Source organism: Streptomyces sp. Act143 (genome assembly GCF_003143935.1).
Taxonomy (GTDB): Bacteria; Actinomycetota; Actinomycetes; order Streptomycetales; family Streptomycetaceae; genus Streptomyces.
The window spans coordinates 1,209,221-1,236,162 of record NZ_QFRX01000001.1 but is presented as its reverse complement, the minus strand read 5'-3'; the positions used below and the strand labels follow the sequence as shown (position 1 = coordinate 1,236,162).

The 26,942-nt window shown below is 70.9% G+C and carries 21 protein-coding genes and 1 pseudogene; 18 read left to right on the top strand and 4 right to left on the bottom strand.

Translation table 11 applies throughout. The features are described 5' to 3' along the window. Positions 1-28: 28 nt before the first annotated feature. The 5 genes from DI272_RS05440 (at position 29) to DI272_RS05420 (ending at position 4,719) form a co-directional block, all read left to right on the top strand. Complete coding sequence (locus DI272_RS05440; RefSeq protein WP_109494005.1) at positions 29-1,114, top strand: S-(hydroxymethyl)mycothiol dehydrogenase; 1,086 nt, start codon at positions 29-31, stop codon at positions 1,112-1,114. Then, a complete protein-coding gene (locus DI272_RS05435; RefSeq protein ID WP_109494004.1) occupies positions 1,114-1,743 on the top strand; it encodes an MBL fold metallo-hydrolase in 630 nt (209 codons plus the stop codon). Before DI272_RS05440 ends, DI272_RS05435 begins: the two co-directional genes overlap by 1 nt. 195 nt (positions 1,744-1,938) lie before the next feature. Continuing rightward, entirely contained in the window at positions 1,939-2,301 is a 363-nt protein-coding gene (locus DI272_RS05430) for a bifunctional 3-phenylpropionate/cinnamic acid dioxygenase ferredoxin subunit (protein WP_109494003.1), read from the top strand. Continuing rightward, complete coding sequence (locus tag DI272_RS05425) at positions 2,298-3,458, top strand: NAD(P)/FAD-dependent oxidoreductase (RefSeq protein ID WP_109494002.1); 1,161 nt, start codon at positions 2,298-2,300, stop codon at positions 3,456-3,458. Before DI272_RS05430 ends, DI272_RS05425 begins: the two co-directional genes overlap by 4 nt. Positions 3,459-3,588: 130 nt before the next feature. Beyond that, positions 3,589-4,719: an aromatic ring-hydroxylating dioxygenase subunit alpha gene (locus DI272_RS05420; RefSeq protein WP_109494001.1), complete on the top strand. Its 1,131-nt coding sequence runs from the start codon at positions 3,589-3,591 to the stop codon at positions 4,717-4,719. Between the two features lie 2 nt (positions 4,720-4,721). On the opposite strand, the gene DI272_RS05415 is transcribed toward DI272_RS05420, so the two are convergent. Next, the gene (locus DI272_RS05415; RefSeq protein ID WP_109494000.1) at positions 4,722-5,468 is read right to left on the bottom strand and encodes an IclR family transcriptional regulator; all 747 of its coding nucleotides are present in this window, start codon (positions 5,466-5,468) and stop codon (positions 4,722-4,724) included. Between the two features lie 202 nt (positions 5,469-5,670). Here DI272_RS05415 and betA point away from each other — a divergent pair, with 202 nt between their 5' ends. Continuing rightward, the gene (betA, locus tag DI272_RS05410) at positions 5,671-7,347 is read left to right on the top strand and encodes a choline dehydrogenase (RefSeq protein WP_109493999.1); all 1,677 of its coding nucleotides are present in this window, start codon (positions 5,671-5,673) and stop codon (positions 7,345-7,347) included. 3 nt (positions 7,348-7,350) lie between these two features. Beyond that, entirely contained in the window at positions 7,351-8,187 is an 837-nt protein-coding gene (locus DI272_RS05405) for a methylenetetrahydrofolate reductase (protein ID WP_109493998.1), read from the top strand. A gap of 57 nt (positions 8,188-8,244) precedes the next feature. On the opposite strand, the gene purU is transcribed toward DI272_RS05405, so the two are convergent. Continuing rightward, positions 8,245-9,117 (bottom strand): formyltetrahydrofolate deformylase, encoded by an 873-nt coding sequence (purU, locus tag DI272_RS05400; protein ID WP_109493997.1) that lies wholly within the window; start codon positions 9,115-9,117, stop codon positions 8,245-8,247. A 215-nt stretch (positions 9,118-9,332) separates the two neighbouring features. Between purU and DI272_RS05395 the strand changes: the two genes are divergently transcribed. The 9 genes from DI272_RS05395 (at position 9,333) to DI272_RS05355 (ending at position 23,546) form a co-directional block, all read left to right on the top strand. After that, complete coding sequence (locus tag DI272_RS05395; protein ID WP_109493996.1) at positions 9,333-10,802, top strand: aldehyde dehydrogenase family protein; 1,470 nt, start codon at positions 9,333-9,335, stop codon at positions 10,800-10,802. A 20-nt stretch (positions 10,803-10,822) separates the two neighbouring features. After that, a complete protein-coding gene (locus DI272_RS05390; RefSeq protein ID WP_109493995.1) occupies positions 10,823-11,911 on the top strand; it encodes a glycine betaine/L-proline ABC transporter ATP-binding protein in 1,089 nt (362 codons plus the stop codon). After that, positions 11,908-13,911, top strand: a complete 2,004-nt coding sequence (locus tag DI272_RS05385; RefSeq protein ID WP_109493994.1) for a proline/glycine betaine ABC transporter permease — start codon at positions 11,908-11,910, stop codon at positions 13,909-13,911. Before DI272_RS05390 ends, DI272_RS05385 begins: the two co-directional genes overlap by 4 nt. Before the next feature lie 13 nt (positions 13,912-13,924). Then, positions 13,925-14,887, top strand: coding sequence for an ABC transporter substrate-binding protein (locus DI272_RS05380; RefSeq protein ID WP_109493993.1), 963 nt, complete (start codon positions 13,925-13,927; stop codon positions 14,885-14,887). A 204-nt stretch (positions 14,888-15,091) separates the two neighbouring features. Beyond that, the gene (locus DI272_RS05375; RefSeq protein WP_109493992.1) at positions 15,092-17,530 is read left to right on the top strand and encodes an FAD-dependent oxidoreductase; all 2,439 of its coding nucleotides are present in this window, start codon (positions 15,092-15,094) and stop codon (positions 17,528-17,530) included. Between the two features lie 13 nt (positions 17,531-17,543). Continuing rightward, a complete protein-coding gene (locus DI272_RS05370) occupies positions 17,544-18,404 on the top strand; it encodes a bifunctional methylenetetrahydrofolate dehydrogenase/methenyltetrahydrofolate cyclohydrolase (protein ID WP_109493991.1) in 861 nt (286 codons plus the stop codon). 37 nt (positions 18,405-18,441) lie between these two features. Then, positions 18,442-19,674 carry a sarcosine oxidase subunit beta family protein gene (locus DI272_RS05365; RefSeq protein WP_109493990.1) on the top strand — a complete coding sequence of 411 codons (1,233 nt, stop codon included), beginning with the start codon at positions 18,442-18,444 and terminating at the stop codon, positions 19,672-19,674. 25 nt (positions 19,675-19,699) lie between these two features. Further along, complete coding sequence (locus DI272_RS05360; RefSeq protein WP_109493989.1) at positions 19,700-22,963, top strand: sarcosine oxidase subunit alpha family protein; 3,264 nt, start codon at positions 19,700-19,702, stop codon at positions 22,961-22,963. Further along, positions 22,956-23,546 carry a sarcosine oxidase subunit gamma gene (locus DI272_RS05355; protein ID WP_109493988.1) on the top strand — a complete coding sequence of 197 codons (591 nt, stop codon included), beginning with the start codon at positions 22,956-22,958 and terminating at the stop codon, positions 23,544-23,546. The genes DI272_RS05360 and DI272_RS05355 overlap by 8 nt, the downstream gene beginning before the upstream one ends. 117 nt (positions 23,547-23,663) lie before the next feature. Here DI272_RS05355 and DI272_RS05350 read toward each other — a convergent pair whose 3' ends face one another. Further along, entirely contained in the window at positions 23,664-24,461 is a 798-nt protein-coding gene (locus DI272_RS05350) for an IclR family transcriptional regulator (RefSeq protein ID WP_109493987.1), read from the bottom strand. Between the two features lie 326 nt (positions 24,462-24,787). Between DI272_RS05350 and glyA the strand changes: the two genes are divergently transcribed. Together glyA and DI272_RS05340 are read left to right on the top strand one after the other, a co-directional pair. Further along, positions 24,788-26,044 carry a serine hydroxymethyltransferase gene (gene glyA, locus DI272_RS05345; protein WP_109493986.1) on the top strand — a complete coding sequence of 419 codons (1,257 nt, stop codon included), beginning with the start codon at positions 24,788-24,790 and terminating at the stop codon, positions 26,042-26,044. A 3-nt stretch (positions 26,045-26,047) separates the two neighbouring features. Continuing rightward, positions 26,048-26,371 (top strand): annotated as a pseudogene (locus DI272_RS05340) (glycosyltransferase); the annotation flags it as partial. Positions 26,372-26,397: 26 nt separating this feature from the next. Here DI272_RS05340 and DI272_RS05335 read toward each other — a convergent pair. Then, positions 26,398-26,934: an ATP-binding protein gene (locus DI272_RS05335; protein ID WP_109493984.1), complete on the bottom strand. Its 537-nt coding sequence runs from the start codon at positions 26,932-26,934 to the stop codon at positions 26,398-26,400. Between the last annotated feature and the right edge of the window lie 8 nt (positions 26,935-26,942).

Below are 26,942 nucleotides of genomic sequence, written 5' to 3'. Positions count from 1 at the left end.
GCCGGTCTCGATCAGCCGAGGAGTGACCATGACGCACCAGGTCCGTGCTGTCGTCGCGCGGGGCAAGGGCGCCCCTGTCAGCCTGGAGACGATCATCGTGCCCGACCCGGGTCCGGGCGAGGCGCTGGTGAAGATCGAGGCCTGCGGGGTGTGCCACACGGATCTGCACTACCGCGAGGGCGGCATCAACGACGACTTCCCCTTCCTGCTCGGCCATGAGGCCGCGGGCGTGGTGGAGTCGGTGGGGGAGGGCGTCACCGACGTCGCGCCCGGTGACTTCGTGATCCTCAACTGGCGGGCGGTGTGCGGGCAGTGCCGGGCCTGTCTGCGCGGCCGGCCCTGGTACTGCTTCAACACCCACAACGCCAAGCAGAAGATGACCCTCACCGACGGCACCGAGCTGTCGCCCGCCCTGGGCATCGGGGCGTTCGCGGAGAAGACGCTGGTCGCGGCCGGGCAGTGCACCAAGGTCGACCGCTCGGCCTCGGCGGCCGCCGCCGGGCTGCTGGGCTGCGGGGTGATGGCGGGCATCGGCGCGGCCATCAACACCGGCAACGTCGGCCGGGGTGACACGGTCGCGGTCATCGGCTGCGGCGGGGTCGGGGACGCGGCGATCGCCGGGTCGAACCTCGCGGGCGCGGCGCGGATCATCGCCGTCGACATCGACGACCGCAAGCTGGAGACCGCGCAGAAGCTGGGCGCCACGCACACGGTCAACTCGCGCGAGAGCGACCCGGTCGAGGCGATCCGGGAGCTGACCGGCGGCTTCGGCGCCGACGTCGTCATCGAGGCGGTCGGCCGTCCGGAGACGTACCGGCAGGCGTTCTACGCGCGCGACCTGGCCGGTACGGTCGTTTTGGTCGGCGTCCCCACCCCGGAGATGAAGCTGGAGCTGCCGCTGCTGGACGTTTTCGGCCGCGGCGGGGCCCTGAAGTCCTCCTGGTACGGCGACTGCCTCCCCAGCCGCGACTTCCCCATGCTCATCGACCTCTACCTCCAGGGCCGCCTCGACCTCGACGCCTTCGTCACCGAGACCATCGCCCTGGACGAGGTCGAGAAGGCCTTCGAGCGGATGCACGACGGCGACGTCCTGCGCTCGGTGGTGGTCCTCTGATGGAGGCCCGCATCGAACGCCTCGTCACCTCGGGGACGTTCTCCCTGGACGGCGGCACCTGGGACGTCGACAACAACGTGTGGATCGTCGGCGACGACCACGAGGTCATCGTCATCGACGCCGCGCACGACGCCGAGGCCATCGCCCGCGCGGTCGGCGGGCGCACCCTGCGGGCCGTCGTCTGCACCCACGCCCACAACGACCACATCGACGCCGCGCCCGCACTCGCCGAACGCACCGGCGCCCCGGTGCTGCTGCATCCGGACGACCTGCCGCTGTGGAAGCAGACCCATCCCGACCGCGCGCCGGACGCCGAACTCGCCGACGGCCAGACGATCGCGGTGGCCGGCATCGAGCTCACCGTGCTGCACACGCCCGGCCACGCGCCCGGCGCGGTCTGTCTGCACGCCCCCGCCCTGACGGCGTTGTTCAGCGGAGACACGCTGTTCGCGGGTGGTCCCGGGGCCACCGGGAGGTCGTACAGCCACTTCCCGACCATCATCGACTCGATCCGGGACCGGTTGCTGACGCTGCCCGGCGACACCGTCGTTCACACCGGACACGGGGAGACGACCGTCCTCGGTGCGGAGGCCCCGCACCTCCAGGAGTGGATCGACCGCGGCTTCTGACCGCTCCCACGGGGCTCGCGCGCGGCGCCCGTTCCGCCTGTTTCTGCAGGTGGAGCGGGCGCCGCGGGCTGCCCTGAGGGTGGTCCGCGGAACCGTTCGAACCGGGCCCGGTGATGCCTTGACAACGGTTCGGAGCGGCCCGCAGACTGGCGTTGCGTCAATCGCAATCCGTTTCGCTATACGCACCGAGGTGTCATGATGATTCCCGCGTGCCGTCTCGAGGAGCTCCCCCGAGGCGAGGCCCACCGGCTCGACATCGACCCGCCGGTCTCGGTGTTCCACACCGACGACGGCGAACTCTTCGCCATCGACGACACCTGCACCCACCAGGACGCGTCGCTCGCCGACGGCTGGCTGGAGGGCTGCGAGGTGGAATGCCCGTTGCACGCCTCGAAGTTCGACCTGCGCACCGGCGCGGTGGACGCCCCGCCGGCCAAGCTCCCGGTGCGGACCCACGAGGTCGTCGTCGAGGACGGCATGGTCTACGTCCTGCTGTCCACCGCCGCCCCGAACCTGCCGCCCTGCCTCGCGGCCCGGCTCGCCGGAGGCCCCGCGTGAGGACCGTCGCCGTGGTCGGTGCCTCGCTGGCCGGACTGTCGGCGGCACGCTCGTTGCGGAAACGGGGCTACGACGGCCGGCTTGTCGTCATCGGGGACGAGCCGCACCGCCCCTACGACCGGCCCCCGCTCTCCAAGGAGTTCCTGGCCGGCACCCTCGGTGAGGCCGAACTCGCCCTGGAGGCGGACGGCGAGGACCTGGCGGCGCAGTGGCTGCTCGGCACCCGTGCCGTCGGTCTCGACCACGTCGGCCGTACCGTCCGCCTCGCCGACGGACGGGAGGTCCGCGCCGACGGCTTCGTCCTCGCGACCGGCGCCGCGGCCCGCACCCTGCCCGGCTCCGAGGGGCTCGCCGGCGTGCACACCCTGCGCACCCTGGACGACGCCCGCGCCCTGCGCGCCGAACTGGCCCGCGGCGGACGGCTGGTGGTGATCGGCGGCGGCTTCATCGGCGCCGAGGTCGCCTCCACCGCGTACGCCCTCGGCCTGGAGGTGACCGTCGTCGAGGCCGCCCCGACACCGCTCGCCGGGCCACTGGGCGAGGCGATGGGCGCCGTCGTCGCCGGTCTCCACGCCGATCACGGTGTCCGACTGGTGTGCGGGGTCGGTGTGAAGGGGCTGAGCGGCGAGAGTCGCGTCGACGCCGTTCTGCTGGAGGGCGGCCGCAGTCTCCCCGCCGACATCGTGGTCGTCGGCGTGGGCGCCCGCCCCAACGTCGAGTGGCTGGAAGGCTCCGGCATCGCCCTCGACAACGGCGTCAAGTGCGGCGCCGACGGCCGCACGAACCTGGCCGGAGTGGTCGCGGTCGGCGACTGCGCCAACTGGTACGACCCGCGCGCCGGCCACCATCGCCGCGTCGAGCACTGGACCGGCGCGCTCGAGCGCCCCGACGCCGCGATCGCGACGCTGCTGGCGCGGGGCGCGGTGGAACCGGGCGTGCCCCGGCCGCCGTACTTCTGGTCCGACCAGTACGGCGTGAAGATCCAGTTCGCCGGCCACGCCGCCGCCGCCGACAGTGTCACCGTCGAGACGGGCGCCGCGGACAGCCGTGACGTGCTGGCCGTCTATCGGCGGGCCGGTGACCCGGTCGCCGTGCTCGGGATGAACCAGCCGAGGCTGTTCACACGCTGGCGCAAGCAGCTCGCCGCGGCCTCTTGACACCACCCCCGAGGCATCCCATGCTGCCGTTTCATATGGCGTGCAGCGTTGCTCTATACACAACGCCGTCCGGAGTCGCTCTTCCCGGCGCGTGAATGACCCCTCCATGACGTTTCCCGAGGAGTGTCCCGTGACCTCGACCAGCCTGCCGGACAGCCTGATCGCCACCCTTCCCGGCTCCTCCTACACCGATCCGGCGGTCTTCGCCCAGGAGCAGGAGCGCATCTTCGAGACCATGTGGTTCTGTGTCGTGCGCGCCTCCGAACTGGCGAAGCCCGGTGCCTTCCGCACCGTCGACGTGGGCCGCGAGAGCATCCTCGTCACCCGGGCGCGGGACAACAGCATCCGCGCGTACTTCAACGTCTGCCGGCATCGCGGCGCCAAGCTGTGCACCGAGGAGTCCGGCGAGGTCAAGCGGGCCTTCCAATGCCCGTACCACGCCTGGACGTACGACCTGAACGGCAAGCTGGTCGCCGCTCCCAACCTCACCAAGATGCCCGACGTCGGCCGCACCGAGTACGGCCTGGTGAGCGTGGCCGTGCGCGAGTGGCTCGGCTATGTGTGGGTGTGCCTCGCGGAGAACCCGCCGTCCTTCGAGGCGGACGTGCAGGGCGCGATCGTCGAGCGGCTCGGCGACGTCGAGTCGATCGAGCGCTACGACATCGACAGCCTCAAGGTGGGCCGCCGTATCACGTACGACGTGAAGGCCAACTGGAAGCTCATCATCGAGAACTTCATGGAGTGCTACCACTGCGCCACGATTCACCCCGAACTCACCGAGGTGCTGCCGGAGTTCGCGGACGGCTACGCGGCCCAGTACTACGTGGGGCACGGTGCGGAGTTCGGGGAGGAGGTGCGGGGCTTCACGGTCGACGGCTCCGAGGGGCTGGACCGCATCCCGGGCGTGGCGGAGGACCAGGACCGCCGCTACTACGCGATCACGGTCAAGCCGCAGGTTTTCATCAACCTCGTCCCGGACCACGTGATCTTCCACCGCATGTACCCGGTGTCCGTGGACCGCACGATCGTGGAGTGCGACTGGCTGTACCTGCCGCACGTCGTGGAGAGCGGCAAGGACGTCAGCCGGTCCGTGGAACTCTTCCACCGGGTCAACCAGCAGGACTTCGACGCCTGCGAGCGCACCCAGCCCGGCATGAGCTCCCGTATGTACGCCAAGGGCGGTGTGCTGGTGCCCAGCGAGCACCACATCGGTGCCTTCCACGACTGGGTGAACGAGCGCCTGGGGCTGTCCCAGGGCTGACCTCAGCCCAGGTGGCCCATGCGGTGGCTGATCTCCTCGGCGCCCTTGATCAGCACCGGGGAGAGCTCGTGCAGACGCTCCTCGGTGAAGCGGTAGGCGGGGCCGGAGGCGCTGAGCGCCGCGATGACCTCGCCGTCCCGGTTGCGGATCGGGGCGGCCATGGCGTGCAGCCCGACCTCCAGCTCCTCCAGGGTGAAGGCGTAGCCGCGCTCCCGTGCCTCGGCGAGGTTCTTCTCCAGCTTCGTCTTCGCGGTGATGGTGGCCGGGGTGAGCTTCTTCAGGCCGGCCTCGGCGAGCAGCGCGGCGCGCTCCTTCGCGGGCAGGTGGGCGAGGAGGATCTTGCCGCTGGAGGTGGCGTGCAGCGGGGTCAGCTGGCCCACCCAGTTGTGTGCGGTGATCGCTCCCGGACCGCGCACCTGGTACAGGTTGATCGCGTAGTGCTCCTGCATGACGGCGATGTTCACCGTCTCGCCGATCTCCTCGGCGAGCCGCTCGCAGACCGGGCGGCCCTGCTGGGTGATGTCGATACGCCCCGTGACCGCGCCGGCCAGCCGGACGATGCCGAAGCCGAGGCGGTACTTGCCGCGCTCGCCGGCCTGCTCGACCAGGCCGCGCGCCTCCAGGGCGCCGAGCAGGCGGAAGGCGGTGGACTTGTGGACGTCGATCTCGCCCGCGACCTCGCTGACGCCCGCTTCGCCACGCTGCGCGAGGATCTCCAGGACGCTGATGGCGCGGTCGACCGACTGCACGCCGCCGGCGTGTGAACTCGACGTTTCCGTATCAGTGCTGTAGTTGCTCACAGTGAAACTATACGCGCAGTAAACAACACGCCTGCAAGTAACGCCCCCGAAACCAAGCCGTTCAAGGTTGCGTTGTTCGCAACCTGGTGCGTATAGCGGGACTGGCGCTAGCATGCCCCGCATATCTACGGCGCGAGCGAGACGAGGCACCATGGCTCCTGTGCAGTACGACTTCGTCATCGTCGGCGGCGGTTCGGCCGGCAGCGCACTGGCGAACCGGCTCTCCGCGGACCCGGCCAACCGGGTGCTGGTGCTGGAGGCGGGCCGGCCCGACTACCCGTGGGACGTCTTCATCCACATGCCCGCGGCGCTGACCTACCCGATCGGCAGCCGTTTCTACGACTGGAAGTACGAGTCCGAGCCCGAGCCCCATATGGGTGGCCGGCGCATCTATCACGCCCGTGGCAAGGTGCTGGGCGGCTCCAGCAGCATCAACGGCATGATCTTCCAGCGCGGCAACCCCATGGACTACGAGCGCTGGGCCGCCGACCCCGGCATGGAGACCTGGGACTACGCGCACTGCCTGCCGTACTTCAAGCGGATGGAGAACTGCCTCGCCGCCGACCCCGACGACGAGTTCCGCGGCCACGACGGCCCGCTCGTCCTCGAACGCGGCCCCGCCACCAACCCCCTCTTCGCCGCCTTCCAGAAGGCCACCGAGGAGGCGGGCTACGCGCCCACCGACGACGTCAACGGCTACCGGCAGGAAGGTTTCGCCAAGTTCGACCGCAACGTCCACCGCGGACGCCGGCTGTCGGCCTCCAAGGCGTACCTCAGGCCCGCGCGAAAGCGCCCCAACCTCACCGTCAGGACCCGCGCCCTCGTCACGCGCGTGCTCTTCGAGGGCAAGCGGGCCGTCGGCGTCGAGTACCAGCGCGGCAAGGGCGCCCTCCAGCAGGTCCGCGCCAAGGAGGTCATCCTCTGCGGCGGCGCCATCAACTCCCCGCAACTGCTCCAGCTCTCCGGCGTCGGCAACGCCGCGGAACTGCGCGCCCTCGGCATCGACGTCGTCCACGACCTGCCGGGCGTCGGCGAGAACATGCAGGACCACCTGGAGGTCTACATCCAGTACGCCTGCAAGCAGCCCGTCTCGATGCAGCCGTACCTGGCGAAGTGGCGCGCCCCCTTCATCGGCCTGCAATGGCTGTTCCGGAAGGGCCCGGCCGCCACCAACCACTTCGAGGCCGGCGGCTTCGCCCGCAGCAACGAGGACGTGGACTACCCCAACCTGATGTTCCACTTCCTGCCCGTCGCGGTCCGTTACGACGGCTCCGTGCCCGCCGGCGGCCACGGCTACCAGGTGCACGTCGGACCCATGTACTCCGACGCCGTCGGCTCGGTGAAGATCAAGAGCAAGGACCCGCGCGAACAGCCCGCGCTGCGCTTCAACTACCTCTCCACCGAGCAGGACCGGCGCGAGTGGGTGGAGGCGATCCGGGTGGCCCGCAAGCTCCTCAACCAGCCCGCGCTGGCCGCGTACAACGGCGGCGAGATCTCGCCCGGGCCGTCCGTCGAGACGGACGAGGAGATCCTCGCCTGGGTGGCCGAGGACGGCGAGACCGCCCTGCACCCGTCCTGCACCTGCAAGATGGGCCCCGCCACCGACGGGACGGCCGTCGTCGACCCCCTGAGCATGCGGGTGCACGGCACGCAGGGCCTGCGGGTCGTCGACGCGTCGGTGATGCCGTACGTCACCAACGGCAACATCTACGCGCCGGTCATGATGATCGCCGAGAAGGCCGCCGACCTGATCCTGGGCAAGGAGCCGGAGGCGCCGTCGAAGGCCGCGTACTACCGTCACCGCGACGCCCAGAAGCAGGCGGGGTAGGCATTGGGCGCCGCAGGACTCGGGGCGCTGCTGGAGCGCGTCCGCTACGAGGTGCTGCCCGCGAAGGCCACCGAGGACAAGGTCCTCGCCCATGTCCCGCGCGACGTCGTCGTCACCGTGACGGCGTCGCCGGTCAAGGGCCTGGAGCCGACCCTCGATCTGGCCGCCCGGCTCGCGGGCCACGGCTACCGCGTCGTCCCGCACGTGCCCGCGCGGCTGCTGCGGGACGACGCCCACCTGAAGGACGTCGTCGACCGGCTGGCCGGGGCGGGCGTGGACGACGTCTTCGTCCCGGCCGGCGACGCCGATCCGCCCGTCGGCGGCTTCGACGGGGCGCTGCCGGTGCTGCGCAGGCTGAGCGAGCTCGGCAGTCCCTTCGCCCGTGTCGGTGTCACCGGCTACCCCGAGAGTCATCCGCTCCTCGACGACGACATCACGATCCAGGCGATGTGGGACAAGCGCGAGCACGCCACGTACATCGTCAGCAACCTCTGCTTCGACCCGCGGGTCCTGGGGGAGTGGCTGGTCCGGGTACGGCGCCGGGACGTCACCCTGCCCGTCCATGTGGGCGTCGCCGGTCCCGTGCAGCGGGCCAAGCTGCTGGCGATGGCCACGAAGATCGGGGTGGGGGAGTCGACGCGGTTCCTGACGAAGCACGCCTCGTGGTTCGTGCGGTTCGCGACGCCCGGCGGGTATGACCCCGAGCGGCTGCTGTCCCGTGCCGAGGCCGCCCTCACCGCGCCCTCGGCCGGGGTCGCGGGCCTGCACCTGTTCACGTTCAACCAGATCGCCGAGACGGAGAGGTGGCGGCGCGCCCTGCTGGACCGGCTGGGCGCCTGACGCCGTATACGACGGGGGCGGGGCCGGATGCCGGCCCCGCCCCCTCTCACGGGTCGCTCAGCGGAAGACCACCGTGCGGTTGTCGTCCACCATCACCCGGCTCTCGCTGTGCCACTTCACCGCGTGCGCGAGCACCTGCGCCTCCACGTCCCGGCCCACCGTGGCCAGGTCGCCGGGGTCCAGCGAGTGGTCCACCCGGACCACGTCCTGCTCGATGATCTGGCCCTCGTCGAGGTCGGACGTCACATAGTGCGCCGTCGCGCCGACCAGCTTCACACCGCGCTGGTAGGCCTGGTCGTACGGCTTGGCGCCCTTGAAGCTGGGGAGGAAGGAGTGGTGGATGTTGATGGCGCGCCCCTCCAGCTGCTTGCACAGGTCGTCCGAGAGGATCTGCATGTACCGGGCCAGCACCACCAGGTCGATGTCCAGGTCACGCACGAGTTCGAGGAGCCGTGCCTCGGCTTCCGGCTTGGTGTCCTTGGTGACCGGGACGTGGTGGAAGGGGATGCCGTAGGTCTCGGCCAGGCCCTCGAAGTCCCGGTGGTTGGAGACGATCGCGGGGATCTCGATGTTGAGGGCGCCGGTGCGCCGGCGGAAGAGCAGGTCGTTGAGGCAGTGGCCGAACCTGGACACCATGATCAGGGTCCGGGTCGGCGTCGACGCGTCGCTGAGCGCCCAGGAGATGTTGTACGCCTGCGCCACCGGGCCGAACCGGTAACGCAGTTGTTCCACGTCGGCCTCGGGGTCGGAGACGTCGAAGTGGACCCTCATGAAGAAGCGGCCCTGGAGTCGGTCGTCGAACTGCTGGCTTTCCAGGATGTTTCCGGAGTTCCTGACGAGAAAGCCGCTCACGGCGTGGACCAGCCCGGCGCTGTCGGGACAGGAGAGGGTGAGGACGTATTCGCGGCCAGGTTGCGGTCGAGGGGACATGTGCGGCCTCCGTCGGTGCGTATTACACAACACAGTGAGCGATACGCAACATAGTTGGCCTGAAGGGGCTCGTCGGTCAAGAGAGAGGGGCTGATGGGCACTTGCGAAATCGTCATCCACCAACCTCTTGACGCCTGTCTGGACATTCGCCAGGGTGTTCCATCACAAGCAATCGGGTGCACAATGCGCAACGACTTCTCTGAAAGGTTCGGCGCGTGGCAGACCTGTACGTGGATGGACAGTGGCGGGACGCGGTGGCCGGCGGCCACCGGGAGATCCGCTGCCCCGCAGACGGCACCGTCGTGGCGACCGTCTCGGAGGGGACCCGCCCCGACACGGAGGCGGCGATCGCCGCGGCCCGCCGAGCCTTCGACGAAGGGCCCTGGCCGGGCACCCCCGAACGGGAGCGCGGCGCACTCCTGCTGCGCACCGCCGACCTGATCGAGCGCGACGCCAAGGAGTTCGCCCGCGCCGAGTCGCTGGACACCGGCAAGCGGCTGGTGGAGAGCGAGTACGACATCGCCGACGTCGTCTCCTGCTTCCGCCACTACGGCGGCATCGGCGGCACCGACGCCGGACGCGTCATCGACACCGGCCGGGACGACGCCGTCAGCCGCGTCGTGTACGAGCCCATCGGGGTGTGCGGCCTGATCACGCCGTGGAACTACCCGCTCCTGCAAGCCAGTTGGAAGGTCGCGCCGGCCCTCCTGGCCGGCAACACCATCGTCCTCAAGCCCAGTGAGCTCACCCCCTCCACCTCCGTCCTGCTGATGCGGGCGCTGGAGGAGGCAGGACTCCCGGCCGGTGCCGCCAACCTCGTGCTGGGCACCGGCCCCGAGGCGGGCGCCCCGCTCGCCGAGCACCCGGACGTCGACATGGTCTCCTTCACCGGCGGCCTGGAGACCGGCAAGCGCATCATGGCCACCGCCGCGGCGAGCGTGAAGAAGGTGGCGCTGGAGCTGGGCGGCAAGAACCCCAACGTCGTGTTCGCCGACGCCGACTTCGAGACGGCCGTGGACTTCGCCCTCACGGCCGTCTTCCTGCACTCGGGCCAGGTCTGCTCGGCCGGTGCCCGGCTGATCGTCGAGGACTCGCTGCACGACCGCTTCGTCGACGAGGTCGTGCGCCGGGCGGCGCAGATCCGCCTCGGCGGCCCCTTCGACACCGAGGCCGAGACCGGGGCGCTGATCTCCGCCCAGCACCTGGAGAAAGTCGAGGCGTACGTGGCCGCTGGCCTCGCCGAGGGCGCGGTCCTGCGCTGCGGCGGCCGGCGCCCCACCGACCCGGCGCTGGCGAACGGCCACTACTACCCGCCGACCGTCCTCGACGAGTGCCGCCAGGACATGCGCGTGGTGCACGAGGAGTCCTTCGGGCCCGTGCTCACCGTGGAGCGCTTCACCGACGAGGACGACGCCGTCCGCATCGCCAACGACACCGAGTACGGACTCGCCGGAGCCGTGTGGACACAGGACGCCGGCAAGGCCCAGCGGGTCGCCCGGCGGCTGCGGCACGGCACGGTGTGGATCAACGACTACCACCCTTATGTGCCGCAGGCGGAATGGGGTGGCTTCGGGCACTCGGGAGTGGGCCGGGAACTGGGACCGACCGGCCTCGCGGAGTACCGAGAGCCCAAACACATCTGGCAGAACATCCAACCCCGGCCGCAGCACTGGTTCCGCGGCTGACCGCCGAAAGAAGGTCGAACGTGACCACACAGACCGAGGTGCCGCAGCGGGGCAGCACCCCTCAGGACTCGGGCGCGACCCCGGTCATCTCCGTGCGCAGGCTGTGGAAGGTGTTCGGGCCGAAGGCCGACCGGGTGCCGGACTCCGAGGAGTTGTGCGGCCTGACCCGCCGCGAGCTCATGGACCGCACCGGCTGCACCGCCGCCGTGCGCGACGTCCACTTCGACGTCTCGCCCGGCGAGGTCTTCGTCGTGATGGGCCTGTCCGGGTCCGGCAAGTCCACCCTGGTGCGCTGTCTGACCCGGCTGATCGAACCCACCGCCGGCGAGGTCGTCTTCGAGGGCGAGGACATCCGCCAGGCGGACCCGGCACGCCTGCGCGACCTGCGCCGCCGCAAGTTCTCCATGGTCTTCCAGCACTTCGGTCTGCTGCCCCACCGTCGCGTCGTCGACAACGTGGCGTTCGGACTGGAGATCCGGGGGACGAGCCGGGCCGAGCGCACCGAGCGGGCGATGGAGGTCGTCGACCTGGTCGGCCTCGCCGGGTACGAGAACTCCTACCCCGCCCAGCTCTCCGGCGGCATGCAGCAACGCGTCGGTCTCGCCCGGGCGTTGGCCGGGGACCCGGACGTGCTCTTCTTCGACGAACCGTTCTCCGCGCTCGACCCGCTGATCCGCCGGGACATGCAGAACGAGGTCATCCGGCTGCACCACGAGGTCGGCAAGACCATGGTGTTCATCACCCACGACCTCTCCGAGGCCCTCAAACTCGGCGACCGCATCCTCATCATGCGCGACGGCAAGACGGTCCAGTGCGGCACCGGCGACGAGCTCGTGGGCGCCCCCGCCGACGACTACGTACGGGAGTTCGTGAAGGACGTGCCGCGCGGCGACGTCCTCACCCTGCGCTGGATCATGCGCCCCCCGGCCGACGGCGACGAACTGGACGGCCCCGAGCTCGGTCCGGACGTGGTCGTCAAGGAGGCCACCCGCGCGGTCCTCGCCGCCGACAGGCCGGTCAAGGTCGTCGAGGACGGCAAGCTGCTCGGGATCGTCGGCGACGAGGAGATCCTCGCGGTGGTCGCCGGGCAGGAAGGCGGCGTCCGATGACCGTCGCGATGGAGAAACCCGAGAGGACCGAGAGCGTCGGGAAACCGGCGGCTCCCGCGAAAACCGAACGCAGGATCAGCCGCTCCATGGTGGTGGCGGCGATCTTCGTCGTCTGGCTCGTCCTCTTCGTCGTGCTGCGCGGCAGGCAGACCCTCGCCCTGGCCGCGGCCGACCTGACGGACCTGCACCGCTGGTTCAACGACGTCAACGACTCGATCGGCGCGAACCGCAACTCCAACCCGCTCTTCCTGTACTTCTTCAACGAGATCCGCCTGGTCATCGACAACCTGGTGACCTTCGTCCAGGAGCTGATCTCGCAGCCGACCGGCGACCGCCCGGTCCCGCAGATCGGCTGGCTGGGCGTCGTCGGCATCACCGGCTACGTCTCCTGGGCCGTGGGCAACTGGCGGGTCGCGCTGCTGGCCGTGGCCGGCTTCACCTTCCTCGGCCTCCAGGGCCTGTGGCAGGAGAGCATGGACACCCTGGCGCTCACCGCCTCCGCCGTGTTCGTGGCGCTGCTGTTCGCGATCCCGCTGGGCGTGTGGGCGGGACTGTCCGACCGGTTCAACGCGATCGTGACGCCCTTCCTGGACCTCATGCAGACGATGCCGACCTTCGTCTACCTGGCCCCGCTGACCCTGTTCTTCCAGATCGGCCCGGCCTCCGCCACCATCGCCACCCTGATCTACGCGGCCCCGCCGACGATCCGCATCACCGCGCACGCCATCCGCTCCGTACCGGAGACGACGGTCGAGGCCGCCGACTCGCTCGGCGCCACGCGCCGGCAGTCCCTGCTGAAGGTCCTGCTGCCGATGTCCAAGCGGACCGTGGTGATGGGCGTCAACCAGACGATCATGGCCGCGCTGGCCATGGTGACCATCGCCGCCCTGATCGACGCGCCCGGCCTCGGCAAGACCGTCGTCCAGGCGCTCCAGTCGCTCGACGTCGGCACCGCCTTCAACGCGGGTCTGGCCATCGTCGTCATGGCCATCGTGCTGGACCGGGTCACCACCGCCGCGAGCGCGCGTGAGGAGACGGCCCGCGGTTCCGGCAGCCGGTTCCTCGCCTGGCGGCGACCGCTGCTGGGAGCGGGCGCCGCGGTCACGGCCGTACTGGTCTACCTGTCGCACACCTACGTGTGGGCCGCGGAGTTCCCCGGCGAGGGCGGCATCGGTACCGACATCGCGAGCGCCGCCGCCACCGCCACCACCTGGGCCCAGGACAACCTGTCCGGCCTCACCAACGGCTTCCGTGACGCGATCACCAACGGCCTGCTCAACCCGTTCCAGACCCTGCTCACCGACTCCCCGTGGTGGCTCGTCGGCGCGGCCCTCGTCGCACTCGGCGTCGTCCTCGGCGGCCGGACCGCGGGCATCACCACCGCGGTGTGCGTCGGTCTGCTGGTCGCCACCGGAGTGTGGTCGGACAGCATGACGACGCTCGCCTCCACCGTGGTCGCCACCGTCCTGGTGATGGTGCTCGGCATCGGCTTCGGGGTCTGGATGGGACGAAGCCGAGTCGTCGACCGGGTGCTGCGCCCCACGCTCGACGCCGCCCAGGTCATGCCGCCGTTCGTCTACCTCGTGCCGTTCCTCGCGCTGTTCGGCGCCACCCGCTTCACGGCGATCGTCGCGGCCGTCGTCTACGCGGCCCCCGTGGCGATGAAGATCGTCGCCGACGGGGTGCGCAACGTGCCCGCCACCACCGTGGAAGCGGCCACCTCGGCCGGGTGCAACACCTGGCAGATCATCACCAAGGTCCAGCTGCCGATGGCCCGCAGCGCCCTGACCCTCGCGACCAACCAGGGCCTGATCTACGTGCTGTCGATGGTCGTGGTGGGCGGCCTGGTGGGGGCCGGCGCCCTCGGCTACGACGTCGTGGCCGGCTTCTCGCAGGGCCAGTTGTACGGGAAGGGGCTCGCCGCGGGGCTCGCCATCGTCCTTCTCGGAGTCATGTTCGACCGGATCACTCAGGCAGCGGCTCGCCGCGCCGGCGCATAAGGAGCACCACACCATGGCAGGACACTGGCGGGCCGGCGCGGCCGGCATGGCGATACTCGGTCTCACCCTGACGGCCTGCGGCGGCGCGAAGGTCGGCGAGGACGACGCCGGCGGCGCGGGCGAGTCCGGCAAGTGCGGCACCTTCAACCTGGCGGTCAACCCGTGGGTCGGCTACGAGGCCAACGCGGCGGTCCTCGCCCACGTCGCCGAGAACGACCTGCACTGCAAGGTCAACCAGAAGGACCTCAAGGAGGAGATCGCCTGGCAGGGCTTCGGGACCGGCGAGGTCGACGCCATCGTCGAGAACTGGGGCCACGACGACCTGAAGAAGAAGTACATCACCGACCAGAAGACCGCCGTCGAGGCGGGCGCGACCGGCAACGAAGGCCTCATCGGCTGGTACGTGCCGCCGTGGCTGGCCAAGGCGCACCCCGACATCCTGGACTGGAAGAACCTGAACAAGTACGCGGCGAACTTCAAGACCTCCGAGTCCGGCGGCAAGGGCCAGCTCCTCGACGGCGACCCGTCGTACGTCACCAACGACGAGGCGCTGGTGAAGAACCTCAAGCTGGACTTCAAGGTGGTGTACGCGGGCAGCGAGACCGCCCTCATCCAGGCCTTCCGCAAGGCGGAGAAGGACAAGGAATGGGTGATCGGCTACTTCTACGAGCCCCAGTGGTTCATGTCCGAGGTGCCGCTGAAGAAGGTCAAGTTGCCGGAGTACAAGTCGGGTTGTGACGCCGACGCGGAGAAGGTCGCCTGCGACTACCCCGTGTACAAGCTGGACAAGATCGTCAGCGCGAAGTTCGCCAAGTCGAGCAGCCCCGCCTATGACCTGGTCAAGAACTTCACCTGGACCAATGACGACCAGAACACCGTCGCCAAGTACATCGCGGTGGACAAGATGACGCCCGAGGCGGCGGCGGAGAAGTGGGTCGAGGCCAACCGTTCCAAGGTCGACGCCTGGATCAAGTAGAACGTTCCCGGATGCCCGGTGAGCGGTGCGCGCGGACGCGCACCGCTCACCGGGCATTGCTGTTCCTCCGGCCGTTCCGCCGACTGCTTTCCGGCTGTTCCCCGACGTCAGCGGACCTCTTGACACCCACCTGCACGGGAGGCACATTGAGTTGCGCAGCCTGAACCATGTTGCGTACAAAGCAACTCAACCGGAGGTGCGGCGATGGCGGGACCCCGAGTGGTCATCATCGGAGCGGGAGTCGTCGGCGCGGCTCTCGCGGACGAGATCTCCGCACGCGGCTGGACCGAAGTGACCGTGGTCGACCAGGGCCCGCTGCCCGCCACCGGGGGCTCCACGTCGCACGCCCCGGGCCTGGTCTTCCAGACCAACTCCTCCAAGACCATGACCGAGCTGGCCCGCTACACCGTCGAGAAGTTCTGCTCCCTCGACGTCGACGGCCGGCCCTGCTTCCTCCAGGTCGGCGGCCTGGAAGTGGCGACCACCCCGGAGCGGCTGACGGAACTGCACCGCCGCCACGGCTGGATCACCGCCTGGGGCATCGAGTCCCGGCTGCTGAGCCCCGAGGAGTGCGTCGAGCGGCACCCGCTCGTCGACCGCGACAAGGTCCTCGGCGGCCTGCTGGTCCCCACCGACGGCCTCGCCAAGGCCGTCCTCGCCGTCGAGGCGCAGATCCGCCGGGCCACCGAGCGCGGCGTCCGCTTCCTCGCCCGGCACGAGGTCCTCGACGTCCTCAAGGCCGATGGCGAGGTCACCGGCGTCCTGACCGACCAGGGCGAGATCCCGGCCGACATCGTCGTGTGCTGCGCCGGCATCTGGGGCCCGAAGATCGCCCGCATGGCCGGCATGAACCTCCCGCTGACCCCGCTCGCCCACCAGCTCGCCTGGACCGGCCCGATCCCCGCGCTGGCCGGCCAGACCGAGGAGGCCGTCCGCCCGATCCTGCGCCACCAGGACGCCGACCTCTACTACCGCGACCGCTACGACGGCATCGGCATCGGCTACTACGGCCACCGCCCGATGCCGATCTCCGCGGACGACATCCGCGCCTTCGACGAGAACGCCGAGATGCCGTCCGTCCTGAAGTTCACCGAGGAGGACTTCGAGCCCGCCTGGGCGGAGACCCGGTCCCTGCTCCCCTCGACCCGCGAGGCCAAGGTGGAGGAGGGCATCAACGGCCTGTTCTCCTTCACCACCGACAACTTCCCGCTCCTCGGCGAGTCCCCGGACCTCAAGGGCTTCTGGGTCGCCGAGGCCGTCTGGGTCACCCACTCCGCGGGCGTCGGCCGGGCGATGGCCGAGTGGCTGGTCGACGGCCACTGCTCGTCCTTCGACCTGCACGAGTGCGACGTCAACCGCTTCGAGCCGCACCAGCTCTCCCCGGAGTACGTCCTGGCCCGCGACTGCCGCAACTTCGTCGAGGTCTACGACATCCTCCACCCCCTCCAGCCCTCCGGGGACCCGCGCCCGATCCGCACCAGCCCCTTCCACGCCCGCCAGCAGGAGCACGGCGCCTTCTTCCTGGAGGCGAACGGCTGGGAACGCCCGCAGTGGTACGAGGCCAACGCGGGCCTGGTGGAGGGCCGTTCGATCCCCACCCCCAACGACTGGGCCGCGCAGTACTGGTCGCCCATCGTCGGCGCCGAGGCCCAGGCCACCCGCGAGACCGTCGCCCTGTACGACATGACGGCCCTCAAGCGGCTGGAGGTGAGCGGCCCCGGCGCCGCCGACCTGCTGGAGCGCCTGTGCACCGGCAAGGTCGCCAAGTCCGTGGGCTCGGTGACGTACACCCTGCTCCTCGACCACGACGGCGGCATCCGCAGCGACATCACCGTCGCCCGGCTCGCCCGCGACCTCTTCCAGGTCGGCGCCAACGGCAACCTCGACCTCGACTGGTTCACCCGCCACCTCCCGGCCGACGGCACCGTCCAGGTCCGCGACATCACGCCCGGCACCTGCTGCATCGGCCTGTGGGGCCCGCTCGCCCGCAAGGTCCTCCAGCCGCTGACGGACGCGGACTTCAGCAACGAGGGCCTCACATACTTCCGCGCCAAGCGCGCCTACATCGGCAGCGTCCCGGTCACCGCGATGCGCCTGTCCTACGTCGGCGAACTCGGCTGGGAGCTGTACACCACCGCCGACCAGGGCCAGAAACTCTGGGACACCCTCTGGCAGGCGGCGCAGCCGCTCGGCGGTGTGATCGCCGGCCGTGGCGCCTTCAACAGCCTCCGCCTGGAGAGGGGTTACCGCTCCTTCGGCACCGACATGACCTACGAGCACGACCCCTACGAGGCCGGCGTCGGCTTCGCCGTCAAGCTCGACAAGGACGACTTCATCGGCAAGGCCGCACTGGAGCGCCGCAAGTCCGCCGTCCGGCGCACACTGACCTGCCTGACCATCGCCGACCCGCGGTCGGTCGTCCTGGGCAAGGAGCCGGTCTACGACGGTGACCGCGCCGTCGGCTACGTCACCAGCGCCGCCTACGGCTACACCATCGGCAAGGGCATCGCCTACGCCTGGCTCCCGACGGACCTCGCCACCCCCGGCAGCACGCTGCACATCGGTTACTTCGACCAGCGCATCGAGGCGGTCGTCGCCGAGGAGCCCCTGTTCGACCCCACCATGTCCCGCCTGCGCGGCTGACCGAGGGAAGACGATGACCGCCCAACTCCTCGACGGCAAGGCGACCGCCGCCGCCATCCGCCGTGAACTCACCGAGCGCGTCGCCAAGTTGACCGCCCTCACCGGCCGCCCGCCGGGCCTCGGCACCGTCCTGGTCGGCGACGACCCCGGCAGCCGCGCCTACGTCGGCGGCAAGCACCGCGACTGCGCCGAGGTCGGCATCGCGTCGATCCGCCGCGACCTGCCCGCCGACGCCGGCCGCCGGCAGGTCGAGGACGTCATCGACGAACTCAACGCCGACCCGGCCTGCACCGGCTACATCGTCCAACTCCCGCTCCCGCAGCACCTGGACGCCAACGCCGTACTGGAACGCATGGACCCGGCCAAGGACGCCGACGGCCTGCACCCCGTCAACCTCGGCCGCCTCACCCTCGGCGTCGAGGCCCCGCTGCCGTGCACCCCGCGCGGCATCGTCGAACTCCTGCGCCGCCACGACGTCCCCCTGGCCGGAGCACGGGTGTGCGTGATCGGCCGCGGCATCACGGTCGGCCGCCCCATCGGCCTTCTCCTGACCCGCCGCTCCGAGAACGCGACGGTCACCCTTTGCCACACCGGCACCAAGGGCCTGGCCTGGCACGTCCGCGAGGCCGACATCGTGATCGCCGCCGCCGGCTCACCCGCACTCATCACCCCCGACATGCTCCGCCCCGGCGCGGCCGTCCTGGACGTCGGCATCACCCGCACCGACGCCGGACTGGTCGGCGACACCCACCCGGACGCCGCCCAGATCGCCGGATGGCTCGCGCCCATGCCCGGCGGAGTGGGCCCCATGACCCGCGCGATGCTGCTCGCCAACGTCGTCGAGGCCGCCGAGAGGAACGCGAACACCGTATGAACCTGCCCCTGTCGCGCCGAGCGGACGGAGCCGCCCGATGAGCCCCCGCACCCCCGGCGCCGAACTGCCGGAACACCCCGACCGGCTGTGGCGCACCCCTGAGCCGAAGCGGTCGTACGACGTCGTCATCGTCGGCGGCGGCGGCCACGGCCTGGCCACCGCCCACTACCTGGCGAAGAACCACGGCATCACGAACGTAGCGGTGCTGGAGAAGGGCTGGCTCGCGGGCGGCAACATGGCCCGCAACACCACGATCATCCGCTCCAACTACCTCTGGGACGAGAGCGCCGGCATCTACGAGCACGCCCTCAAGCTCTGGGAGGGCCTGGCGGAGGAGCTCGACTACCCGATCCTCTTCTCCCAGCGCGGTGTGCTGAACCTGGCGCACAGCCTCCAGGACGTCCGCGACAGCGTGCGCCGCGTGGAGGCGAACCGCCTCAACGGCGTGGACGCGGAGTGGCTGGACGCGGAGGGCGTGCGCGAGGTCTGCCCGATCGTGAACATCTCCCCGGACGTGCGCTACCCGGTGCTGGGCGCGACGTACCAGCCCCGCGCGGGCATCGCCAAGCACGACCACGTGGCCTGGGGCCTGGCCCGCTCGGCGGACGCGGCAGGCATCGACATCATCCAGAACTGCGAGGTCACCGGCCTCGACGTGGTCGGCAACCAGGTCGTCGGGGTCCGGACGAACCTGGGCCCGATAGCCGCGGGCAAGGTCGCCCTCTGCTCGGCGGGCCACACGTCCGTACTGGCCGCCATGGCGGGTGTCGAACTGCCCCTCCAGAGCCACCCGTTGCAGGCCCTGGTCTCGGAGCTCCTGGAACCGGTCCACCCCACGGTGGTCATGTCCAACGCCGTCCACGTCTACGTCAGCCAGGCCCACAAGGGCGAGTTGGTGATGGGCGCGGGCATCGACGCGTACAACTCGTACACCCAGCGCGGCGCCTTCCACATCATCGAGGAGCAGATGGCGGCGGCCCTGGAGCTCTTCCCGGTCTTCGCCCGCGCCCACGTCCTGCGCACCTGGGGCGGCATCGTGGACGTGAGCCCCGACGCCTCACCGATCGTCGGTCTCAGCCCGGTGCAGAACCTCTACCTCAACTGCGGCTGGGGAACGGGCGGCTTCAAGGCCACCCCGGGGGTGGGCTGGGTCTACGCCCACACGATCGCCCACGACACCCCCCACCCGCTCAACGCCCCCTTCTCGCTCGACCGTTTCACCACCGGCGCGCTCGTCGACGAGCACGGCGCCGCCGCCGTGGCCCACTAAGGGATCCTCAAGGGAGCCGAACGACATGCTGCTGATCCCCTGCCCGTGGTGCGGGCCCCGCGACGAGGCCGAGTTCCACTACGGCGGACAGGCCCACGTCCCCTACCCGGAGAACCCGTCGTCCCTCAGCGACGATGAATGGGCCCGCTACCTCTTCTTCCGCGACAACCCCAAGGGCCCCTTCGCGGAGCGCTGGAGCCACGCGGCAGGCTGCCGCCGCTGGTTCAACGCGGTACGCGACACATCGACGAACGAGATCCTGACGGTGTACAGGACAGGAGAGGAACGCCCGGCGGTGCCGGAACCCAAGCCGGTCAGGTCTCAGCCGAGTCCGGCCATCCCAGCCCGTCCGGCGTCTGAGGACAAGGCCCTTTCAGGGCCGACCGGGGGTCTGGGGGCAGAGCCCCCGGCCGGGGCCGAAGGGGCGGAACCCCTGGAGGATGGGACGGGCAGGGGCGGCGGGGGTGAGGAAACCCAGCCGTTCCGCCACCCCACCCGGGGCCGCATAGACCGCACCACCCCCCTCACCTTCACCTTCGACGGCACCGCATACCAGGGCTACCAGGGCGACACCCTCGCCTCCGCCCTCCTCGCCAACGGCGTCATCCAGACCGGCACCAGCATCAAGCTCGGCCGCCCCCGGGGCATCTTCTCCGCAGGCGTCGAAGAGCCCAACGCGGTGATCCAGATCGAGGAACCCTTCCCCGAGCCCATGCTCCCCGCGACGACCGTCGAGCTCTACGACGGCCTCGTCGCCACCGCCCTCCCCGGCCAGGGCCGCCTCGCCACCACCCCCGACCCCGCCCGCTACGACGCCGTACACGCCCACTGCGACCTCCTGATCGTGGGCGCGGGCCCGGCCGGACTCGCCGCTGCCGCCGCCGCGGCGAGCAGCGGCGCCCGCGTGATCCTCGCCGACGACCAGCCGGAACCCGGTGGCAGCCTCCTCGGCACGGGCGAACACCTCGACTGGGTGCGGGAGACCGCCGACCGGCTGGCCGCCGCCCCCGAGGTCCGCGTCCTGCCCCGCACCACCGTCTTCGGCTACTACGACGACAACCACCTCCTCGCCGTCGAACGCCGCACCAACCACCTCGGCTCGGCCGCCCCCGCCACCACCGCCCGCGAACGCGTCTGGCGCATCCGCGCCCGCCGGGTCGTCCTCGCCACCGGCGCCCACGAACGCTCACTGGCCTTCCCGGACAACGACCGCCCCGGCGTGATGCTGGCCTCCTCGGCCCGCACCCACATCAACCGGCACGGCGCCCTGCCGGGCCGCCGCGCGGTCGTCCTCACCACCAACGACAGCGCCTACGCGGCGGCGTTGGACGCCAAGGCGGCGGGCATCGAGATCACCGCCGTCGTCGACACGCGCCCGGAACCGGGGGAGTGGGCGGCGCGCGCCCGCGCGGCCGGCATCGAGGTCCTCCCAGGCCACGCCGTCATCGGCACGGAAGGCAACCCGCGGATCACCTCCGTGACCGTCGCCCCGTACGGCGAGTCCGCCGGGCAGCGGCAGTTCGCCGTGGACCTGCTGCTGGTCTCCGGCGGCTGGAACCCGGTGGCCCACCTGTTCAGCCAGTCCGGCGGCAGGCTCCGCCACGACGAGGAACTCGGCTCCTTCGTCCCGGACAGCGGTCGCCAGGCCGTCGAGGTCGCGGGCAGCGCGAGCGGAGTGTCCGACCTGGCCGGAGCCCTCGCCCAGGGCGCCGCGGCGGGCGCCCGCGCGATCGAGGCGGAGGGCTACACCGCCGAGGCGCCCCGCCTCCCGGCCGTCGCCGCCCAGCCGTACACCCCGCCCATGCACGTGTACGTCGTCCCGGGCGCCACGGACGGCCCGTGCTTCGTCGACCTCCAACGCGACGTCACCGTCGCCGACCTGGCCCGCGCCACCGGCGCCGGCATGCGCTCGGTCGAGCACACCAAGCGCTACACGACCGCGGGCACCGCCAACGACCAGGGCAAGACGTCCGGAGTCCTGGCCGGTGGCGTCGTCGCCGAACTGCTCGGCGTGGACATCTCGGCGCTCGGCACGACCACGTTCCGCCCGCCGTACACCCCGGTCTCCTTCGCCGCCCTCGCGGGCCGCGACCGGGGCGCCCTGAGCGACCCGGTCCGCACGACCGCCCTCCACGCGTGGCACGTCGCGCACGGCGCGCTGTTCGAGAACGTCGGCCAGTGGAAGCGCCCCTGGTACTACCCGCGGGACGGCGAGGACATGGAGGCCGCGGTGCTGCGCGAGTGCGCCGCGACGCGCCAGAGCGTGGGGTTCATGGACGCCTCCACCCTGGGCAAGATCGACGTCCAGGGCCCGGACGCCGGCGCCTTCCTCGACCTGCTCTACACCAACATGATGAGTACTCTGAAGGTCGGCATGATCCGCTACGGCGTGATGTGCCGCCCGGACGGCATGGTCTTCGACGACGGCACCGTCATCCGCGTCGCCCAGGACCGCTTCCTGGTCACCACGACGACCGGCAACGCCGCCGCCGTCCTGGACTGGATGGAGGAGTGGCTCCAGACGGAGTGGCCAGAACTGAAGGTCCACTGCACCTCCGTGACCGAGCAGTGGGCCACGGTCGCCCTGGTCGGCCCGCAGTCCCGCGCGGTGCTCGCCTCGCTCGCTCCCGAACTGGCCGTGTCCAACGAGGACTTCCCGTTCATGGCGTGGCGGGAGACGACCGTCGCGGGCATCGAGGCGAGGGTCTGCCGGATCAGCTTCTCCGGTGAACTCGCCTACGAGATCAACGTGTCCCCGTGGCAGGCCCTGCCCCTCTGGGAGGCGGTGCACGAGGCCGGCGCCCCGTACGGCATCACCCCGTACGGCACCGAGACCATGCACGTGCTGCGCGCCGAGAAGGGCTACCCGATCATCGGCCAGGACACCGACGGCACGGTCACCCCGCACGACCTCGGCATGAGCTGGGCGGTCTCGAAGAAGAAGCCCGACTTCATCGGCAAGCGCTCCTACGCCCGCGCCGACACCGCCCGCCCCGACCGCAAGCACCTGGTCGGCCTGCTCCCCGAGGACCCGGCGGCCTTCCTGCCCGAGGGCACGCAGCTGGTCGCCGACAGTGCGCTGCCCGCCCCGCCCGTCCCGATGCTGGGCCACGTCACCTCCAGCTACCGCAGCGCGGCGCTGGGCCGGACCTTCGCGCTCGCCCTGATCAAGGGCGGCCGGGACCGCATCGGCGAGCGGCTCTACGCCCCCGTCGGCGACCGGCTGGTCCCGGTGACCGTCGCCGGCCCCGTCCTCTACGACCCCGAGGGAGCCCGCCGTGATGGCTGACACCGCACTCACCAGCCCCCTGGCCCACGCCGCCGCCCGTCTGGCCGCCGCCACCCGCGGTTCCGGCGGCGCGATCCGGCTGGCCGAACTCCCCTTCCTCACCCAGCTCAACGTCCGGTTCGACGCCAAGGGACCGGCGGCGGAGGCCGTCGGGCTGGCGCTGGGCCTCCAGCTTCCCCTCCAGCCCAACACCGTGGTCCGCGCGGGGGAGTCGACCGCACTGTGGCTCGGCCCGGACGAATGGCTGCTGGTGGGCCGGCCGGGCGGCGCACGGGACCTGGAGAGCCGGATCCGGGAGGCCGCGGCAGACGAGCCGGTCTCCGTCACCGACGTCTCCGCGCAGCGCACCACGCTCCTGGTCACCGGCCCCCGCGCGGTCGACCTGCTGGCCCACGGCTGTGCCCTGGACCTGCACCCGCGGGCCTTCGGTCCGGGCCGCTGCGCCCAGACCACCCTGGGGCGCACGCAGGTGATCCTGGTCGCCCGGGACGAAACCAGGGCAGGGTTCTGGGTGCTGGTCCGCTCGACGTTCGCCGGCTACCTGGCGGACTGGCTGCTCGACGCGGCAACCGAATACGTCTGACCGGCGTCTGCCGCGTCCGCCGTCATCCGCACGGAAAGCCGAACCCTGCGACCGTCACGACCCCCACCACCGGTACGCGGCCCGTAGGGGCGCCGAGGCGGTCGGGGAGAGGGCGGCTCAGCCCAGGAAGCCCATCCGGTGGCTGATCTCCTGCGCGCCCTTCATCAGCAGGGGCGCGAGTTCATGGATGCGGTCCTCGGTGAAGCGGTACGCCGGTCCGGAGGCGCTGAGAGCGGCGACGACCTCGCCGTCCCGGGCCCGGATCGGGGCCGCCATGGCGTGCAGTCCGAGCTCGAGTTCCTCCAGTGTCACGGCGTATCCGCGTTCGCGCGCCGCGGCCAGGTCCTTCTCCAGCTTCGTCCTGACGGTCAGCGTGTGCGGCGTCAGCTTCTTCGTCCCGGACGCCGCGAGCACGTCGGCGCGCTCCTTCTCGGACAGGTGGGCCAGCAGGATCTTGCCGCTCGACGTGGCGTGCACCGGGGTGAGCTGGCCGACCCAGTTGTGGGTGCCGACGGCGCCGGGGCCGCGGACCTGGTGGAGGTTGACCGCATAGTGCTCCTGGAGGACAGCGATGTTGACGGTCTCGCCGATCTCCTCGCTGAGCCGCTCGCACACCTGCCGGCCCTGCTGGGTGACGTCGAGCCGGCCCGTGACCGCACCGGCCAGTCGTACGACCCCGAAACCCAGCCGGTACTTGCCGCGTTCGGCGGTCTGCTCGACGAGGCCGCGCGCCTCCAGGGCGCCGAGCAGCCGGAACGCGGTCGACTTGTGGACCTCGATCTCGGCCGCTACCTCGCTGACGCCCGCCTCGCCGCGCTGGGCGAGGATCTCCAGGACGCTGACGGCACGGTCGACGGACTGCACCCCGTTCGAGGCGGGAACCACTGTTTCGCTATCTGCGCTTCCGTTGCTCATGACGCAACTGTACGCGATCGCCGATGCGTGGCGAGGGGGCATGGCGCCCGCGCTCGGGGCCGGTTGGGCACTCGACTCCGGGTGTCTGTGCGCACCTTAAGGCCGCCCGTTCCTCAGGGGAAGGAGACTGCGCGCTCGAACGTGGCATGAGCTCCCTATGTTGCGTTACATGCAACATGGAGCGCCATAGGAAATTGATGCGCGACCGCTCCCTTGACAAGCGCCGGGCCGCACGGAAACCATGTTGCGTATAGCGATTGACGTTGTTTCATATGAGACACCTCTCGTCTCCTGTCCCCGCTCTTCCCCGCCGAAGGAGACCGCCGATGACCCTGTTCAACGCCTCCCTGCATGAGTTCGATCCGGAGGTCGCCGCGGCGGTCGACGCCGAGCTGCACCGTCAGCAGTCCACGCTGGAGATGATCGCCTCGGAGAACTTCGCTCCGCTGGCGGTCATGGAGGCGCAGGGCTCGGTCCTGACCAACAAGTACGCCGAGGGCTACCCGGGACGGCGCTACTACGGCGGCTGTGAGCACGTCGACGTCACCGAGCAGATCGCCATCGACCGGGTCAAGGAGCTGTTCGGCGCCGAGTACGCCAACGTCCAGCCCCACTCCGGCGCCTCCGCCAACCAGGCCGCGCTGTTCGCGCTGGCCCAGCCCGGCGACACGATCCTCGGCCTGGACCTCGCGCACGGCGGGCACCTCACCCACGGCATGCGGCTGAACTTCTCCGGCAAGCAGTTCAACGTGGTCGCCTACCACGTCGACGACGCCGGTCTGGTCGACATGGCCGAGGTGGAGCGCCTGGCCAAGGAGCACCGCCCGAAGGTGATCATCGCCGGCTGGTCCGCCTACCCGCGGCAGCTGGACTTCGCGGAGTTCCGGCGGATCGCCGACGAGGTCGAGGCCCACCTGTGGGTCGACATGGCGCACTTCGCCGGTCTGGTCGCGGCCGGGCTGCACCCCAACCCGGTCGAGTACGCCGACGTGGTCACCTCCACCACCCACAAGACCCTGGGCGGCCCGCGCGGCGGGATCATCCTGGCCAGGCAGGACTTCGCCAAGAAGCTGAACTCGTCCGTCTTCCCGGGCTTCCAGGGCGGTCCGCTGGAGCATGTGATCGCGGCGAAGGCGGTGTCCTTCAAGGTCGCCGCGAGCGAGGAGTTCAAGGAGCGGCAGCGGCGTACCGTGGAGGGTGCGCGCATCCTCGCCGAGCGTCTGACGGCCGACGACGCCCGCGAGGCCGGGGTCAACGTGCTCTCCGGTGGCACGGACGTGCACCTGATCCTGGTGGACCTGCGCGAGTCGGAGCTGGACGGCCGGCAGGCCGAGGACCGGCTGCACGAGGTCGGCATCACGGTCAACCGCAACGCCGTCCCCAACGATCCGCGCCCGCCCATGGTGACGTCGGGCCTGCGTATCGGCACCCCGGCGCTGGCCACCCGCGGCTTCACGGCCGAGGACTTCGCCGAGGTCGCGGACGTGATCGCGGCGGTGCTGAAGCCGTCGTACGACGCCGAGGCGCTCAAGGCCCGGGTCAAGGCCCTGGCCGACAAGCACCCGCTTTACCCCGGCCTGTGACCGCAGGAACTGACGGCACGCCCGGGCAGCTGCGACACCATACGGTTCCGGCCGCCGGGCGCTGAAGACCGGTTCGCCGCCTGGTACCGGGCGGCCTCCGTGCCGGTCATGCCGTCCCGCAGCGACTCCTTCGGCCGGGTGGCCGTCGAGGCGCAGGCCTGCGGCATCCCGGTCATCGCCGCCGAGGCCGGCGGTCTGCCGGCGGCGGTCCGCGACGGGGTGAGCGGCGTTCTCGTACCCGGGCACGATCCGGCGGACCACGCCCGGGCGACGGCGGACGTGTGCACGGCGGCCCTGCGCGAGCGCCGGCTTCAGCCGGTGCCCTGAGAGCGGCGGCGCCTGTCACCGCCCGGTCAGCCGGCAACGGCCGACCGGGCGGGAGCGTGTTCGGCCCTGCGGCCGTCGATGGCGTGCTCGACCTCGGCGAACATGCCGCCGGTGGTCTTGCCCGGGGTCCTGCGCGGCGCGCGCGCCGAAGCGGCGGCGGCTGCGGAGAGCGTGAACCACACGACCTTCCCCGACTCGCCGTTCGCCCGCACGCCCCAGCTCTCGCTGACGGCGGCCACCATCGCGAGCCCGCGTCCGCACGTGGCGAGCGAGTCGGCGTCGTCCGTCATGGTCTCCACGGCCGGCAGTCGCGGGTCGTGGTCGTGCACCGAGACCGTGAGCCGGTCGAGCAGCAGCTCGATCTCCACGGTGCACATCTTGTCGGGCTGGGCGTGCCGGTGGACGTTGGTCAACAGCTCCGTCACACCGAGCGCCGCCCGGTCTATGAGGGGGTCCAGATGCCAGTAGCGCAACTGCGCAGAGACGATTCTGCGGACCTGGCCGATCCGCGACGGCAGGGCTTGGAGCTCCACCGTGCAGTGCCTGCTTGGGTGACTGATCACGGCTGCGA

Coding starts and splice junctions, on each gene's coding strand:
- DI272_RS05440 (WP_109494005.1), top strand. CDS start 29: ATGACGCACCAGGTCCGTGCTGTCGTCGCGCGGGGCAAGGGCGCCCCT.
- DI272_RS05435 (WP_109494004.1), top strand. CDS start 1,114: ATGGAGGCCCGCATCGAACGCCTCGTCACCTCGGGGACGTTCTCCCTG.
- DI272_RS05430 (WP_109494003.1), top strand. CDS start 1,939: ATGATGATTCCCGCGTGCCGTCTCGAGGAGCTCCCCCGAGGCGAGGCC.
- betA (WP_109493999.1), top strand. CDS start 5,671: ATGGCTCCTGTGCAGTACGACTTCGTCATCGTCGGCGGCGGTTCGGCC.
- purU (WP_109493997.1), bottom strand. CDS start 9,117: ATGTCCCCTCGACCGCAACCTGGCCGCGAATACGTCCTCACCCTCTCC.
- DI272_RS05385 (WP_109493994.1), top strand. CDS start 11,908: ATGACCGTCGCGATGGAGAAACCCGAGAGGACCGAGAGCGTCGGGAAA.
- DI272_RS05380 (WP_109493993.1), top strand. CDS start 13,925: ATGGCAGGACACTGGCGGGCCGGCGCGGCCGGCATGGCGATACTCGGT.
- DI272_RS05375 (WP_109493992.1), top strand. CDS start 15,092: ATGGCGGGACCCCGAGTGGTCATCATCGGAGCGGGAGTCGTCGGCGCG.
- DI272_RS05370 (WP_109493991.1), top strand. CDS start 17,544: ATGACCGCCCAACTCCTCGACGGCAAGGCGACCGCCGCCGCCATCCGC.
- DI272_RS05365 (WP_109493990.1), top strand. CDS start 18,442: ATGAGCCCCCGCACCCCCGGCGCCGAACTGCCGGAACACCCCGACCGG.
- DI272_RS05360 (WP_109493989.1), top strand. CDS start 19,700: ATGCTGCTGATCCCCTGCCCGTGGTGCGGGCCCCGCGACGAGGCCGAG.
- DI272_RS05355 (WP_109493988.1), top strand. CDS start 22,956: ATGGCTGACACCGCACTCACCAGCCCCCTGGCCCACGCCGCCGCCCGT.
- DI272_RS05350 (WP_109493987.1), bottom strand. CDS start 24,461: ATGAGCAACGGAAGCGCAGATAGCGAAACAGTGGTTCCCGCCTCGAAC.
- glyA (WP_109493986.1), top strand. CDS start 24,788: ATGACCCTGTTCAACGCCTCCCTGCATGAGTTCGATCCGGAGGTCGCC.